We start from the raw sequence: 15,383 nt of genomic DNA, 5'->3' as shown, positions 1-15,383 counted from the left end.
CCAACTCTCGCGGAGGGTAGACCTTCGCGGCATTTACGACAACGGCGTGCGGGCGATGGGCGGGCAAAGTGTCTCCCGGAGGTTCTGGCCGAGGTTTTGAATCAGGGGCGGCTGGGAACTAATGGACCCTCAACTTCCCAGGCAGGGAAGCGGGTTGGGGCGTTCCACTGTGTGAGATGACGCGCCGACAGGGTTGATCAGTTTTCATGTAGATGACATATTCCCCTCACGGCATGGTCATGCGCAAGAACAACTTGGGGGAGATGCGTTGATCCTTACCGGAAGCGAGATTGCGCGCGAGCATGCGGCGGGCCGAATCACCATCGAGCCTTTCGAGCCTTCGCAGGTGAACCCGAACAGCTACAACTTCCGGCTCGGTAGCAAGCTCCGCGTCTACACCAAGATGCCGCTCGACCCGCGGCATCCCAGTGATTACGAGGAATTGGACATCCCCGACGAGGGATATGTCCTGGAGCCGGGACAGCTATATCTGGCACACACCGAGGAGGTGCTCGGCGGACGCTGCTACGCGCCGACCTTCGCGGCCCGCTCCTCCGTGGCCCGCCTCGGCCTGTTCATCAACCTCTCGGCGAGCCTCGGTGACATCGGCTACGAGGGCCAGTGGACGCTCCAGCTGTTCACCATGAACCGGGTCCGCGTCTACCCCGGCATGAATATCGGCCAGATGATGTGGTGGCGTCCGCAGGGCGAGGTCGAGTTGTACGACGGCAAGTACCAGGGCTCTGTCGGCCCGCGGTCCAGCGACATCCACCGGGACTTCGAGAAGAAACTCGCCAGACACCGGCTGCCGGGCCTGGAGACCACCCCGGACCCGGGGCAGGTCGGCGGCAAGTTCGCCTCTCTCGCCGCGGCCTCCCGCTCGTTCCGGGTGCCGACGGCCTTCGCGGTGCCGGCCGCCGAACTGGACGCCGCGATGGACACGGACGCCGAGGCCCGGATGGCCGAGCTGTTCAGCGAACTGCGCGCCACCGTCGGCGCGTTCTTCACCGAGTCCATGGACCTCATCGGCCGGACCGCCGCCGCAACGGCCCTGCCGTCCGAGACCCGGCGGCTGATCGGCGAACGGCTGCACGACCTGTTCGGGGACGGGCTGGAGGGCCGCCGGTTCGCCGTCCGCTCCTCCGGCCTGGACGAGGACACCGCCGCCGCCAGCCTGGCCGGCGTGCACCAGTCCGTCCTCGGCGCGGAGGGCGTCGAGGGGGTCCTCGCCGCCGTGGAGGAGTGCCGCCGCTCCTACTACGCACCGCCGGCGGTCGCCGCCCGGGTCCGGGCCGGTGACTTCGACCCGCGGCCCCGACTGGCCCTCTTCGTCCAGGAGATGGTCGACCCCCGCCTCGCCGGAGTGGCCTTCACCGGCCTCGACGGGACCTCCGACGACGTCGCCGTGGAGTACGTCGAGGGGCTTGCCGACGCCCTGGTCTCCGGCACGGCCGACCCGGTGCGCGCCACCTCCGCCGACCTCACGGCGCTGCCCGCCGGCCACGCCGAACTGATCGCCGACGTCGTCCGCGTGACCCGCGAACTGCGCGCCGAGCGCGGCCACGACGTGGACGTGGAGTGGGCCGTGGACGACTCCGGGGTACGCGTGCTCCAGGTGCGCCCGGTCACCGCCCGGCGCAGCGCCGCGCCCGCCACCGGCAGCGCGGGTCTGTGGACCGCCCGCATGTACTTCGACAAGCTGCCCGCCGGGGCCTCGCTGCACGAGGTGGAGGAGGTCTACGCCGGCTACTCCGCCAAGCGCGGTCCGGCCCACCGGCTCGCCGCCTCCCTCGATGTCCGGGTCGGGGCGGGCTGGGTGATCGGCTTCTCGCCGCGGGTGCTGCGCGACCCCGAGAGCGCCGCACAACTGGAGGCGACGCTCGCCGAGGGGCCCAGCGGGGAGTGCGTGCTGGACTTCGGTGACACCCTGCGCCAGATCGTCGTCCCCAAGGAACAGGTGGTGCGTCGCCTCCTGGAGGTCACCTCGGGCGGCGCGCCGGACGGCGAACACGCGGTGGTCGTACGGGACTTCGTACGCGGCCAGCTGGGCGTGATCTCCCGATCGGCGGGTCGGGGGCTCGTCGTCGAGTACACCCCGGAGGGGCTGCTCGCCCTCAACCGCGGTACCGCGGGCGCCGATGCCGTCGTCGTCGACGAGGACGGCCGGACCACGGCACCCGACGGCGCCGAACCCGTCGTACGCCATCTGGACACGATCCGCCGGCTGACCGCGGCAATGCAGGAGCGGTACGGCGACGTCACCCTCGAATGGGTGCTGGAGGACGAGGAGTTGCTGTTCGTCGACTACTCCGTACTCGGCGGCGACAGCGTGGTGGTCGGCGCCGACGGGGCCCTGATCTCCGCGGGCAGCGCCACCGGCCCGCTGCTCACTCTCGACGACGACGAGCTGCTCAGCAGGCTGTCCGTGGGGCCCGCGGTGAGCATCAACAAGTCCCGTGACGTCTCCGAGTACGAGGGCATCGCCCGGCTCCTCGACCTGGTCGCGGCGCAGCCCGAACGCCCCGTGGTGCGCGTCGCACGCCCGTACGCGGTGCTGTCGCTGCTGCTCGACCGGGTCGCCGGGTTCGTCTTCGAGCAGGGCTCCGCCCTGTGTCATCTGGCGATCCTGCTGCGCGAGGCCGGTGTGCCCGCCGTCGCGGCGAGCGGTCTTGCCGACGTCCCCGACGGCGCACAGGCCGTCATCGCCGACGGATCCGTTACCGTCGCCTCGGTCGCAAGGAGCGAGCATGCCTGAGAACACCCCGGCCGTCTCCGCGCAAGCGGAAGGGGCGTGGCTCGCCGTGGGCGGCGTCCACCTCCTCAACGGCATCGCCGCGCTGCGCGAGGACGAACCGGTCAGCCTGGTGGCCGTCCCCGCCCAGCACCCCGGCGGGGTCGCCAACACCGTGGTCGTCCGCTTCGCCGGGCTCGGCGCGTGCGAGACCGTCGCGGCCGGCACCGGAGCCTCGGCGCGGATCACCGGCGAGGAGCTGTTCCCGCACGCCGTGGCAGGCGAGGCTCTTGCCGCGCTCACCCCGGGCAGCGCCTCCGCGCTGGTCCCGCTGGCCTATGTCACCGGCTCCCCCGAGGCCGGCTACCACGTGTACACGCAGGTGCGTTTCCTCGCCGAGGACGCCTGCTTCGTCCGCGTCACCACCGAGCCGGTCGGCCCCGGCCCCGTCGAGGCACTCGGCTGGCTGGCCCCGGCGCTCGCCGCGCACGCCGAGCACGCGCTGTTCCTCAACAACCACCAGCGCTACTACCGCAAGTGCTTCCCCGGCCAGGAGTTGGAGTACAAGTACACGCTCGACCCCGCCCCCGACATCTGGGCCCTCACCGTGGAACTCAACCGGCGCATCCACGCCGGTGAGCTGACCGGGTTCATCCCCGAGTACCGCGACGAGTTCCAGGCCTGGGACTACGAGAACCATCTCTTCGAGGTGACCGGTCCGGAGGCGGAGCGCGGCTATGTCTCCTTCATCCCGACCACCGACGGCAAGCAGCTGATGAAGCGGAAGTGGTACGCGGAGGACACCTTCTCGCGCCGCGAGTCCCACACGTACGGCCTGGACATCGAACCGGGCAAGTACGGGCACTACATCCGCACCGAACTCGGCGTCGAGATCCGCCCGCTGCCGCCCTTCAGGCGCGTGCGCTACGACGTCAACTTCGAGTCGGTGCGCACCGGCCATGTCTACGGCATCTTCTTCGACCACTGCTCCCTGTACGGCGCGAAGGACGTGGTGCTCTCCCAGTGCGAACTGGAGTATCTGCGCACCCGTAGCCCGCTGGAGCCCGACGAGGACGCGGCGCTCGCCGAGTTCGAGGTGCTCGCCGGCTGGCTGGAGGGCTATCTGACCGAGCACGGGCTGCCCGCCGAGCGCTCCTTCTACTCCAAGCGCACCTTCCTCAAGGACGCGGTGGCCCGGCGGCCCGAGCTGGCCCGGCTGGCGGATCCGTGTTGACCGGTGCCGACCGCGCCGCGCTGATCGATCTGGACGGAACCGTGCACGCCCGCGGCGCACTGCTGCCGGGCGCCGCCGAGGCGATCGCCGAACTGCGCGCGCAGGGCGTGCGGTTGAGGTTCCTGACCAACACCGACTCCAAGCCGCCGGCCGCGATCCTCACCGAGCTCGCGGACCTCGGTCTGGACATCGATCCCGCGGAGCTGTTCACGCCGGTCGCCGCGGCCCGGCTGGTGCTCGCGTCCGCCGGTGCCACGGCGCTGCTCGTGGTGTCCGACGCGGTGCGCGGGGCTCTCGCCGACTTCGCGGGCGACGCCACCGCGACCCATGTGGTCGTCGGGGACTGCCGGGACGTTCTGGACTATCCGCTGCTCGACTCCGCGTTCCGTGCCGTGCGCGCGGGCGCGGAGCTGGTCGCGCTCCAGCGTGGCCGGTACTTCAAGCGGGCCGACGGCGACCACCTGGACACCGGGGCGATCGTCGCGGCCCTGGAGTACGGCACGGAGACCCGGGCCCGCCTGGTCGGCAAGCCCTCCCCCGACTTCTTCGGGCTCGCCGTGCGCTCCGCCGGCTGCGCGCCCGAGCGGTGCGTCGTGGTCGGTGACGACGCCACCACCGACGTCGCCGGGGGCCGCGCCATCGGCGCCCGCACCGTACAGGTGCGCACCGGCAAGTACGCCGACCAGCAGAGCCGGGCCGGTCTGCCGGAGGCCGACCACGTCATCGACTCCCTCGCCGGCCTGCCCGCGCTGCTGGCCGCGGAGCTGTGCGCCGGGGAGGCCGGGTGACCGTCTACTGGCTGGTGTGGGACGCCGCCGCGCACTGGATCGTGGACCGCCTGGACGCCGAGGGACAGCTGCCCGCGGTGCGCCGGCTGCGTACCTCCGGGGTGTTCGCGGCGGCCCGGCCGCCCGAGCCCAACTGCCAGACACCGCCGTCGCTGGCCACCCTGTTCACCGGGACCTGGCCCGAGGAGCACGGTGTCACCGGCTTCCGGGTGCCGAGCCCCACCGGGCGCCTGGCGGACTCGGTGTCCGGCTTCGACCCCTCGGCGTGCCGGCGGCCCGCGGTGTGGGAGACGGCCGGCCGGTCGGGCCTGACCACCAGCGCCGTGCATGTGCCGTGGATCGCCGACACCGTCACCGGGTCCGGCGCCGTTCCCGACTGGCTGGATGCCGCGACCGAGGCCTACAGCCGGCGCCTGGCCCGGCACGGGGCGCACGAGCTGGGCGAGGCCCGCTTCACCTTCCGCGTCGGCCCGCACGAGCTGACCGCCGAGGCCGGGGCCGACGCCGTCCAGGTACGCGGACGGTACGGCGAGGCACAGGTCACCGACGAGTGGACGCCGCTGCCGCTGGACGCCGGCACCGGCATCTGGCTGCGGCGGGCACGGGTGCGGGGGCGGTCGATGCTGCTGCACACCGGCCTGTGGGCGCCCAGGACCGTCGGGCACGACACCGCGCTCACCGACGGGCTCGGCCAGGTGCCGTACTTCGCGGGCGAGAGCCTCGGCTCCTGCTACCGGGCCGGACTGTTCGGACCGCGGCTCGTCGACGGAGGCGACGGCGGCGCCGAGGACCTGCTGCTGTCGTCGGCCGAGCTGGTCGGGCGGGGCTTCACGGCCGCGGCGGACCTCGTGCTCGCCGGGCATCGCAGCGACCTCGTGGTGATGTACCTGCCGACCACCGACGACATCGGACACGAGCTGCTCGGCTGGTGCGACGAGCGCAGCGCCGCCCACCGCCCGGACGTCGCGCCCGAGGTGTGGCGCCGCATCGCCCGCTGCTACCGGCAGGCCGACGCGCTGCTGGGCCGTGTCCTGGACCGCGCCCGCGCCGAGGACACCGTTGTCCTGGGCGCCGACCACGGCATGGCGGGCACGGCGTGGACGCTCCACCCCAACCAGGTGCTGTACGAGGCGGGCCTGGCCGTCGTCGACCCGGCGGGCCGGCTCGACCCCGACCGCTCGGCCGCGTACTACCACCCCGTCAACAACGGCTCGCTGTGGATCAACAGCCGCACGGACGACGGGAGTGCACCCGCGTACGAGGTCGCCGCGCGGGTGCGCGAGCTGCTCACCCGGGTCCGGGCGCCCGGCGGCGACCGGCCCCTGGTCCGCGAGCTGCGGGCCTCGGCCGCCGGCCACCGGCTGGACCTGTTGCTGGACCCGGACTGTCTGCCGTCCGCCGACCTGCCCGCCGACGGACGCCCGGTGCATCCCGCGCGCAAGCCCGGCGCCCATGTCACCAACGGCGGCGACGACCGGCTGCACGCCGTGTTCGCCGCGACGGGCCCGGGACTGTCGCGCGGCCGCGACCTGGGAGTGATCGACAACACCTGGCCGGCCGAGCTGGTGCTGAGCCGGCTGACGGCCATCCGAACCGACCGGAGTGCGAGCCCCGTATGAATCTCCAACTGACCTTCATCGGCACGACCGTTCAGTTCCAGGTCGACGATGACGCGGTGGCGGCCTTCGAGCCCGTCCGCCGGTTCTTCCGCCACCTGCTGTCGGACGGCGTGGCCGAGCGGCCCACCTACCGGATCCGGGTGCTGCCGCTCTCGTCCGTGCGCGGGGAGCCCGAGGGCGAGCCGGCGGTCATCCGGCGGAGCAGCGCACCGGAGTTCACCTTCGACGCCCTGCTCTCCCGGCGCGGCGAGCGGCTGGTCTACCGCAACGACAAGACCGTCGTGGACGTGCCGGTGGACGCCGCCACCGACCGCGACTTCGAGATCGCGATCGGCGAGGGCTCGGCGATCCAGATCATCGACTTCGTCCGCGACCTGGTCATCAGGACGGAGGAGACCCGGGGCACGGTCGTCCTGCACGCCTCCGCCGTACGCCGCGACGGCCGGGTCCATGCCATCGCCGGCCCCAAGGGCGCGGGCAAGACCACCACGCTGCTGTCCGTGATCGGCAACGGCGGCTGGGAGTACTTCTCCGGCGACAAGCTGTTCTGCACCCCCGAGGCCGACGGCTCCATCACCGTGCGCGCCTGGCGCGACTACCCGTACGTCGGCGTGGGCACCCTGCGCGAGCACCCGGACCTCGCGGCCCGGGTCGAGGCCGCCACCGGTACCGGCCTCGACGGGCTGGCCGACCGGCACAAGCTGCTGCTCGACCCGGATGTCTTCGAGGAGTGGATCGGCGCCGAGTTCGACCCCGCCCCGCACCGCCTCGCCGGACTGCTGCTGCCGCGCGTCGAGCCCGGCGAGCCGCTGCGCGTGACGCCCGTGACCGAGCCCGGGGCCCGCTGGTCCGCGCTCAACACCATCGTGGACCGCTCCGTCGACACCACCTTCTTCGGCTGGCAGCACTATCTGGTGCCGGACTACAAGGAGTTCTACGCCACCCTGTCCGCGATGCGGCCGCTGCTGGCCGGCCTGAGCGTCGTCCGCCTCACCGGCACCCTCGACGTCGACCTGGACGCCGTACTGAAGGAACTCGCGTGAGCGCGCGGGGGGCGGCCGGGCCGTTGCGGGTCGCGGTGATCGGACTGTCCGGGTCCGGGAAGTCGACCTGTGCCGGGATCGTCCGCGAGTGGGCCGCCGAGCGCGGGCTCACCGTGGCGCGCGTCCCGCTGGCCAGACCCCTGTACGAGTTGCAGGCCGAGGTGTACGCGGCCGCCGGCGTGGCCCTGCGCGCGGGCGACCAGGACCAGGTGCTGCTGGAGGCCCTGGCGACACATCTGCGCCGGATCAATCCGGCCTCCCTCGTCGAGGCCTTCCTCGCGCGGGCCGCCGAGGCCGTCGAGGGCGGCGCCGACCTGCTGATCAACGACGATCTGCGCGACCCGCACGTCGACGCCCCCGCGCTGCGCGCCGAGGGGTTCCGCGTGGTGCGGGTCAGCTGCGCCGAGCCGATGCGGCTCAAGCGGCTGGCCGAGCGCGGCGACCTCACCCGTGCCGACGGCTCCACCGCGGGCCTGGACCTGATCGAACCCGACGCCGTGCTGGACAACAGCACGGACGACCTGTCCGCCTACCGCACCAAGGTGCGTGAACTGATGGGGAGTTGGCTGTGATCCTGACCGGACGCGAGATAGCGCGGGCCGTCGCCGTGGGCGACATACACATCGACGACTTCAGCCCCGCCCGGCTGGAGCCCAACAGCTACGGCTTCCGCCTGGCCCCCGAGATCCTCTGCTACGAGCAGGCCGAACTCGACTGCCACGAGCAGCCGAAGGCCACCCAGGTCGTGATGGGCAACGAGGGCATGGTCCTCGAACCCGGCCGCTTCTACCTCGGCGGCACCATGGAGGCCATGGGCAGCCCGCACTACGCGGCCACCCTCTACGCCTGCCGGTCGGTGTCGACGCTCGGCATGTGGATCCAGTTCTCGGCGCCGCTCGGGCACTCCGGCGCGATCTTCCCGTGGACGCTGGAGATCGGCGTCACCCACCCGATCCGCGTCTACCCGGGCATGACCATCGGCAAGCTGTCCTTCTGGGCGATGCAGGGGGAGTCCCGCCAGTACGTCGGCAAGTACAGCGGCTCCACCGCGGCCGTGGCCTCACGGCTCAGCGAGGACGCGGCCGGCCCCGCCCGGCTCGCGCCCCGGTCGGCGGCCTGACATGGCGCCGACCGCGCGGGGACCGCGGCTCCTCGACAAGGACGAACTGCGCGCCCTCTCCCGCCGCCGGCCGCTGCGGGCGGCGCTCGCCATCGCCCGGCAGTGGGCCGTCATGGCCGCGGCCGGGGCCGGCGCGGTGTGGTGGGGGCACTGGTACGGCTATGTCCTCGCGATCGTGGTGATCGCCACCCGGCAGCATGCGCTCGCCGTGCTCATGCACGACGGGGCACACCGCTCGCTGTTCTCCCGGCGCCGGCTCAACGACCTGGTGAGCGATCTGCTGCTGGCCTTCCCGCTGTTCATCAGCACCAGCCTGTACCGGCGCCACCATCTCGACCACCACCGCTACCTCAACACCGAGCGCGACCCCGATCTCGACACCGAGGCCCTCTCGCACACCTCGCAGGACTGGCTGCGGCTGTTCGCCGGGGACGTCACGGGCGTCAACCTGCTCAAGACGGTCGACACGCTCGACCAGTTCTCCCTGCTGCCCGTGCTGCGCGGAGACCGGACGGTGGCCCGGGCGATGGGACGCGGCCGGCGCAATCTGTTCCTGGCCTACCTGGCGACCCTCGCCGTGGTCCTGACCGTCACCGGCGGCTGGCTGATCTATCTGCTGCTGTGGATCGTGCCGTCACTGACGGCGCTCAGCATGATCCTGCGGCTGCGGGCCGCCGCCGAGCACGTGGGCTGCGACCCGGACGGCGGCATCGGCGGTACCCGGACCGTTCTCGCGCATCCGCTGGAGCGGCTGCTGTTCTCGCCGTGCGCCATCAACTACCACCTGGCGCACCACCTCTATCCCACGGTCCCCTTCTACAACCTGGGCCTGCTGCACCGGAAGATCATGCGCAGCCAGGAGGTGCGCGACCGCGCCCACGTCTCCCGCTCCTATCTGTTCGGCCGGGCCAGCGTGCTCAGCCATATCGCCCAGGCACGCCAGGACCGCGCCGCCGCCTGAGCGCGGCCCGCACTCCACGACGAGGAACCCCATGCCGAACCCGACCCTTCTGCCCGGCGCACCCGACGGCCTCGCCGCCGCCCGGCTGCGCAACGTCGACGCCTTCCTGGCCACCCGGGGCCTGACCCGCGCCGGCCTGGACGAGCTGATGCGCGCGAAGACCGGCGACGCCCGCCATCTGCTGCTGACCAGTTCGCCGGTGCACGGAATCGCCAACTCCACCAGCGACATCGACTTCATCCGGGTCGAGGACGAAGCCGTCACGGGCGCCCGCATGGCCACCCAGCTCTTCGAGCAGGACCAGCACCTGGAGGCCGTCTCCTACGGTGCCTCCGAGGTCGACGACGCCCTCGCCGACCTGGCGAAGGCCGCCGCGCTCGACCCGGCGGACGTGGTTCTCGCCCACCGCGGCTGGGACAAGGGCCACGAGCTGCGCCGCAAGTATCTGGAGCGGATCGTCAACGGCGTCGGCCTGGACGGGAGTTCGCCCTACCTCGACCATCTGCCGCAGCTGGCCCGGGTGTGGAAGTGGTCCTCGCTGCACACCGCCGTACGGCATGTCTTCCATCTGCGGCTGGCCGAGGCCGCGGGAGAGAGCCGGGGCAGCGCCGGGTACGCGCTCGGCGCGCTGCTGCACCTGGCGGACGCGGCGCTGTCGCACGCCGGGGACGTGTACTCCAACCGCAAGTGGTTCCTGCTGCGCTGGCAGCGGTTCCTGGCCGGCGGTGGCGCGGACGGCACCGCGCTGGCGCCGTTCGCCGACCGCCTCGCCGAACTCGACGGGCGGGTGCGGGACACACTGCGCGGACACGGCGGTGCTCCGCTGGCGCCCGCGTTCGCGGCGGCCCTCGTGGCGGCCTTCGAGATCGCCGGGGAGGGGCACGAGCCCGCCCTCCTCCTCGAAGTCGCCGAGGACACACGCCCGTTGGCGTTCCTGCCGGGCGCGTCGATGCTCGTCGGCGCGACCGCGCTGTTCGCCGAGGCGGAGCTGCCCGTCGGCCGCCTCGCCGTCGTCCCCGACGCCGAACTGCCCGGCGACCCGGCCGGCCTGCTGAGCGCCTCGCGCGCCGGTGTGCTGTCGCTGCTGCCCGCCTGACCGTGAACAGGAGAATCATGCAGTCGTCCCACGAGACCGTGGACCCGCTCGCCGCCGTACGGCTGTTCCCGTCGGCGCGCTCCGGTCGCGGGCTGCCCGCCGCACAGGCCGTCGAGGCCTGGGCCACCGCCGCCTGGCTCCTCGCCGTCGAAGGACGGGCCTACCTGGAGGACCTGGAGGGCGGCGCCGACCAGCCCCTGCTGCGCCGCGCGGTACGGATCAAACTCCTCGAACTGCTCTACGACATCGACACCCGCCTCGCCGGAGCCGTACCGGTCGCCGAGGAGCACCAGCTCGCCCTCGCCCTGGAGTACGGCCTGCACGATCTGGCCGGACTCGACGGCGACCGGCTGGCCGAGGTCTTCGCGCTCGCCGCCGACGACGAGGGCGACACCGGTGACGGTCTGGTGCCGCAGTTGTGGGAGCGGCTGTGCGCCGCGTTCCCCGGTGAACTGCCCGACCCGCTCCAGGCGTCCGGGCAGCGCGAGATCCTGCGCGCGCTGCGGAACTGGTCGAAGCTGTGCACGGCGGCCGGCACCGACGCGGCGTTCCTCGAACCCTTCCTCAAGGACGCGTGAGGCGATGGCCGCAACGGGATTCGTCGACCGGTACGCCGCCGCGTTCGGACGCAACAAGGCGCTGCTGCTGCGCATGACCGGCATGACCGCAGCGGAGTCGCACGCCGAGGGCGCCTGGATCACCGACGAGGCGGGCCGGCGCTGGCTCGACCTCGGTTCGTTCGGGGTCCATCTCGTCGGGCACCGCCACCCCGAGGTGGTCGCCGCGGCCGAGCGGCAGCTGGGCCGGATGGGCCTGTCCGGCAAGATCCTCGGCAACGCCGAGGCCACCGCCCTCGCCGAGGCCCTGGTGGCCGCCACACCCGCGAATCTGGACCGGGTGTCCCTCGCCAACACCGGCTCCGAAGCGGTGGAGATGGCGATGAAGATGGCCGCCCTGGCCACGGGCCGCACCGAATTCGTCGCCCTGCGCGGCTCCTACCACGGCAAGACCGCCGGCGCCCTGCACCTGTCCGACTCCTTCGCCGGCCGCTCCCCGGTTCCGCTGGCCGCTCCCGTGCACTTCGTGGACCCCGGCGACCCCGACGACGAGGCACGCCTGCGGGCGCTCCTCGACACCGGCACCGTCGCGGCCGTCTTCGCCGAACCGGTGCGGGGCGAGGGCGGCATCAGGCCCGTCGAGGCGTCATATCTGACGTTCCTGCGCGAGGAGACGGAGCGCACCGGCACCCTGCTGGCGCTCGACGAGATCCAGACCGGTCTGGGGCGCTGCGGCCGGCTGTGGCGGTCGGCCGGCGAGGTGCGCCCCGACCTGCTGCTGGCCGGGAAGGTGCTGGGCGGCGGTCTGCTGCCGCTGGCCGCGGTCGTCCACGCGTCCGGCCGGATCAAGGACTCCGCCGCCGACCCGGTCGCGCTCGCCTCCTCCTTCGCCGGCGGGGCGCTCGCGGGCGCCGTCGGCCGCGCCGTGCTCGACGTGGTCTCCCGCGAGGACTTCCTCGCGGACGTGCGGCTGCTGGGCGAGCATGCGCGCGCCCTGCTGGACGACGCGTTCGCGCGGCAGCCGAGGATCGCCGCGGTCCGCGGCGAAGGCCTCATGATCGGCCTGGAGGCCGCGGACGAGTCCGTCGCCGGCCATGTCGTCCTGGAGGCCGCCAAACGCGGAGTCCTGGTCAGCTTCTGCCTCAGCGACCCGCGGGTGCTGCGCGTCTATCCGTGCGCGGGCATCGGCAAGGCCGACCTGGAGGACGCGGTCGACCGCCTAGCCCAGGCCGTCGCGGCCGTCCCGACGACCCTCTGAGAAAGGTCCCTTTCCCATGCCCACCGTACGCACCTCCGTGGACATCCCCGACGTCGGCATCGACCACGTGTGGAACGTCGTCTGCGACTTCGAGAAGCACCCGGAGTACATGGCGGACGTCCTGGAGATCCACTACCTGGAACGCGACGCCGAGACCGCCCTCAGCTCCTGGCGCGTGCTGCTCAACGGCAGCGAGCTCACCTGGGAGGAGAAGGACGTCTTCCACCCGCCGCACCGCATCGACTTCGACCAGACCGAGGGGGACCTGGAGGTCTTCCGCGGCTCGTGGACGCTGACCGAGACCGAGGGCGGCGTCAACGTCGTCCTGGAGATCGAGTTCGATCTGGGGATCCCGTCGCTGGCGGCCGTCCTGGACCCGGTGGGGATCCAGGCCATCCACTCCAACTCGCGCAGCATGCTCACCGCCATCAGCGAGCGCCGTCCCGAACCGGCGGCCCGATGAACACAGCACGGATCATCGTCACGGGCGCGGGGGGCGCCGTAGGCACGGAGTTCCTCGCCCGGCTCGCCGAGCGTGCCCCCGGCGCGCGGATCGTCGGCGTGTTCAGTACGCGGGCCAGCGCGGACGCCTACCTCGCCAGGGCGCCGCGCGCCGTGGCGGCCGTACTGACGGCCGAGGTCTGCGACCTCACCGACAGCGCGAGCACCCAGGCGCTCGGGGACCGGCTCGGCCACGCGCCCGGCACGGTCCTGGTGCACGCGGCCGCGAACGTCAGCTGGTCGGCCAGCCCCGAGGCGGCGCACACCGGCAACGTGCTGGTCACCCGGCACACGGCCGACCTCGCCCGGCGGCTGGGCGACACCCGCTTCCTGTACCTGTCGTCGGCGTACACGGCCCTCGACGCCCCGAAGTACCGCAACACCTACGAGGAGACCAAGGCCGAGACCGAGCGGATGCTGCGCCGGGAGTACGCCGATCTCGACCTGTCGGTGTTCTCCTGCAGCCTCGTCGTCGGCCACAGTGTCACCGGGGCGATCTCCCGCTTCCACGGCATCTATCCGCTGCTCGGGCTCGTCGAGCGCTACGAGCCGCCGTTCCTGCCCGGCGACCGCGACGGTCTTATCGACATCGTGCCGGTCGACTGGGTCGCCGACGAACTGTGCACCCTGACCGAGGAACTGGCGTCCGGCGGTGCCGCCCGGGACGTCGTGGCCTCGGCGGGTGAGGCGGCCCCGCGCCTCGCCGACCTCGTCACCGCCGTCGTCGTCGCCCTCAACCGGGTCCGCGGTGCCGAAGGCCGCCCCGAGCTGCCCGACGTCCCGCTGGTGCCCTACCGCCGCTGGGACTTCCTGCGCCGCTCGGTCGACGCCTGGAAGGTCACCGAGATCCGCCTGCCCAACCGGCAGTTCCTGGACCGTCTGGTCGGCATCTACCGCCCGTACCTGGAGAACGCCCAGGCCCGTCCGCCGCAGGGCACCACGACCGCGTGCCCGCACTGGAGCAGCTATGTGGACGGCGCCGTGACGTACTGGCAGGCCGCTCACGCGCGCAGGCCGGCCCGGGTCGCCCAGGTTTCGTGAGCACCGCAGGACAGGAACCGAGGATGAGTGAGATGCCCCCTGAGAACACCGCGCGGCCCGCGGTGCCCGTCGCGGCGGACCTGCTGGAGCGGCGCCGCGCCACGTTCGCGCGGATCCGCGCGGAGCGCGACGCGGCCATGGCCTATCTGCGCGAGCGGTACCCCGAGGAGCGGGAGTACCAGGACCGGGCGGCGGAGCGGGTCCGTGACGTGGCCGTCGTGCTGGGCAGCCCGCGCGGCGGCACCAGCGTGTTCAAGCAGGTCCTCGGCGGGCTGCGGGGCGCCTTGTCGCTGCCGGGCGAACACCGGCTGTTCTTCACCCTGCTCGGCCTGAACCACCCCGACCACGGGCGGCCCGACGAGTGCGTGGAGAGCGGCCGGCTCGATGCCGCCCAGCGCGAGTTCCTGCTGCGCAACCTGCTCTTCGAGTGCCGGGGCGAGGACATCCCCGAGCCGACCGCCGACGAGTGGGAGCGCTACGCCTGGGACTGGGCGCTGCGGCTGCGCCTCCAGTGGCCCGACGTGGTCGACGCCCCGCTGGAGGAGCTCGTCGCCGTGGTCCGGGACGCCGTGACCGGCGAACGCAGGGCGCCCGAACCGGCGTTGGACGTGCTGCGTGCGCTGCGCGCGCACGGCCTGCCCGTCGACCCCTACCGCTACGACCTCGACGACGACCCCGTCCGCGAGGCCTTCCCCGGCGTGCCCGTGCCCACGGGTCCGCCCGGCGGGGCCATCGTGGAGATCTCCCCGTTCCTGGCGCTGCGGCCCCAGCGCCGCCCGCGCCTCGACGACGAGCGCCCGGTGCTGGTGATCAAGGCGTCGAGCGACGCGTACCGCGTCCCGCTGCTGCACGAGCTGTTCACCGGCTGGACCCTGCGCGAGCTGCACCTCACCCGCAATCCGCTGGCCTCGGTCAACGGGCTCCTCGACGGGTGGGAGCACCGCTCGTTCTGGCAGCACGACATGACTGCCTACGGCGCTGTCGCGGGCCCGCGGCAGCAGTGGAACTTCGACCTGTGCGAGGGCTGGCAGGACCTGGTGCACGGCCCGCTCGCCGAACTGTGCGCCGCCCAGTGGTCCGACCCCCACCGGCGCATCCTGCGGCACGCCCAGGACCCGGTACGGCTCCGCTTCGAGGACTTCCAGATCGGCGGCGCCACCCGCAGGGCGCTGATGGAGCGGACGGCGAAGGAGATCGGGCTGCGGCTGACCGAGGACCGCGTCGCCGCCGTCGACGAGCCCCGGCGCGTCAACGCCACCTCGGCCCCCGCCCTGGCGCGCTGGCGCCGCGAGCGGCCCGAGCTGCGCGAACTGCTCGACCTGCCGGAGGTCGCCGAGGTGTCGGAGCTGCTCGGCTACGACGTGCGCGGCTGGGCGCGGTGGCCGTGACCAGCGCGTGTGACGGACCCGGGCCGACCTCAGTTGACTCCAGTGA

At 72.7% G+C, this 15,383-nt stretch carries 14 protein-coding genes; all 14 read left to right on the top strand.

Going from position 1 to position 15,383, the window contains the following annotated elements; translation table 11 throughout:
• Positions 1 to 346: 346 nt before the first annotated feature.
• The 14 genes from AB0Q90_RS15015 to AB0Q90_RS14950 are packed head-to-tail and all read left to right on the top strand — an operon-like array spanning position 347 to position 15,337.
• The gene (locus AB0Q90_RS15015) at positions 347 to 2,755 is read left to right on the top strand and encodes a PEP/pyruvate-binding domain-containing protein (protein ID WP_363162775.1); all 2,409 of its coding nucleotides are present in this window, start codon (positions 347 to 349) and stop codon (positions 2,753 to 2,755) included.
• Complete coding sequence (locus AB0Q90_RS15010; protein ID WP_363162774.1) at positions 2,748 to 3,965, top strand: hypothetical protein; 1,218 nt, start codon at positions 2,748 to 2,750, stop codon at positions 3,963 to 3,965. The genes AB0Q90_RS15015 and AB0Q90_RS15010 overlap by 8 nt, the downstream gene beginning before the upstream one ends.
• Entirely contained in the window at positions 3,962 to 4,753 is a 792-nt protein-coding gene (locus AB0Q90_RS15005; protein WP_363162773.1) for a TIGR01458 family HAD-type hydrolase, read from the top strand. The genes AB0Q90_RS15010 and AB0Q90_RS15005 overlap by 4 nt, the downstream gene beginning before the upstream one ends.
• Positions 4,750 to 6,372, top strand: a complete 1,623-nt coding sequence (locus tag AB0Q90_RS15000) for an alkaline phosphatase family protein (RefSeq protein WP_363162772.1) — start codon at positions 4,750 to 4,752, stop codon at positions 6,370 to 6,372. The genes AB0Q90_RS15005 and AB0Q90_RS15000 overlap by 4 nt, the downstream gene beginning before the upstream one ends.
• Positions 6,369 to 7,415 (top strand): hypothetical protein, encoded by a 1,047-nt coding sequence (locus AB0Q90_RS14995; RefSeq protein WP_363162771.1) that lies wholly within the window; start codon positions 6,369 to 6,371, stop codon positions 7,413 to 7,415. The genes AB0Q90_RS15000 and AB0Q90_RS14995 overlap by 4 nt, the downstream gene beginning before the upstream one ends.
• Positions 7,412 to 7,987, top strand: coding sequence for a hypothetical protein (locus AB0Q90_RS14990; RefSeq protein WP_363162770.1), 576 nt, complete (start codon positions 7,412 to 7,414; stop codon positions 7,985 to 7,987). The genes AB0Q90_RS14995 and AB0Q90_RS14990 overlap by 4 nt, the downstream gene beginning before the upstream one ends.
• A complete protein-coding gene (locus AB0Q90_RS14985) occupies positions 7,984 to 8,535 on the top strand; it encodes a deoxycytidine triphosphate deaminase (RefSeq protein WP_363162769.1) in 552 nt (183 codons plus the stop codon). The genes AB0Q90_RS14990 and AB0Q90_RS14985 overlap by 4 nt, the downstream gene beginning before the upstream one ends.
• A 1-nt stretch (position 8,536) precedes the next feature.
• On the top strand, positions 8,537 to 9,496 hold the full coding sequence (locus AB0Q90_RS14980; RefSeq protein WP_363162768.1) for a fatty acid desaturase family protein: 960 nt from the start codon (positions 8,537 to 8,539) through the stop codon (positions 9,494 to 9,496).
• A 31-nt stretch (positions 9,497 to 9,527) separates the two neighbouring features.
• Entirely contained in the window at positions 9,528 to 10,592 is a 1,065-nt protein-coding gene (locus AB0Q90_RS14975; RefSeq protein WP_363162767.1) for a DUF6001 family protein, read from the top strand.
• Between the two features lie 17 nt (positions 10,593 to 10,609).
• Positions 10,610 to 11,170 carry a DUF6031 family protein gene (locus tag AB0Q90_RS14970; protein ID WP_363162766.1) on the top strand — a complete coding sequence of 187 codons (561 nt, stop codon included), beginning with the start codon at positions 10,610 to 10,612 and terminating at the stop codon, positions 11,168 to 11,170.
• Positions 11,171 to 11,174: 4 nt separating this feature from the next.
• Positions 11,175 to 12,407 (top strand): aspartate aminotransferase family protein, encoded by a 1,233-nt coding sequence (locus AB0Q90_RS14965; RefSeq protein WP_363162765.1) that lies wholly within the window; start codon positions 11,175 to 11,177, stop codon positions 12,405 to 12,407.
• Between the two features lie 16 nt (positions 12,408 to 12,423).
• Positions 12,424 to 12,870 carry an SRPBCC family protein gene (locus AB0Q90_RS14960; RefSeq protein WP_363162764.1) on the top strand — a complete coding sequence of 149 codons (447 nt, stop codon included), beginning with the start codon at positions 12,424 to 12,426 and terminating at the stop codon, positions 12,868 to 12,870.
• A complete protein-coding gene (locus tag AB0Q90_RS14955; RefSeq protein WP_363162763.1) occupies positions 12,867 to 13,949 on the top strand; it encodes an SDR family oxidoreductase in 1,083 nt (360 codons plus the stop codon). Before AB0Q90_RS14960 ends, AB0Q90_RS14955 begins: the two co-directional genes overlap by 4 nt.
• A gap of 32 nt (positions 13,950 to 13,981) precedes the next feature.
• A complete protein-coding gene (locus AB0Q90_RS14950; protein ID WP_363162762.1) occupies positions 13,982 to 15,337 on the top strand; it encodes a hypothetical protein in 1,356 nt (451 codons plus the stop codon).
• The last annotated feature ends 46 nt before the right edge of the window (positions 15,338 to 15,383 follow it).

The organism is Streptomyces sp. NPDC079141, assembly GCF_040686775.1.
Classification (GTDB): Bacteria; Actinomycetota; Actinomycetes; order Streptomycetales; family Streptomycetaceae; genus Streptomyces.
The sequence above is the reverse complement of the archived record's forward strand: the minus strand, read 5'-3'. Positions and strand labels throughout refer to the sequence as shown.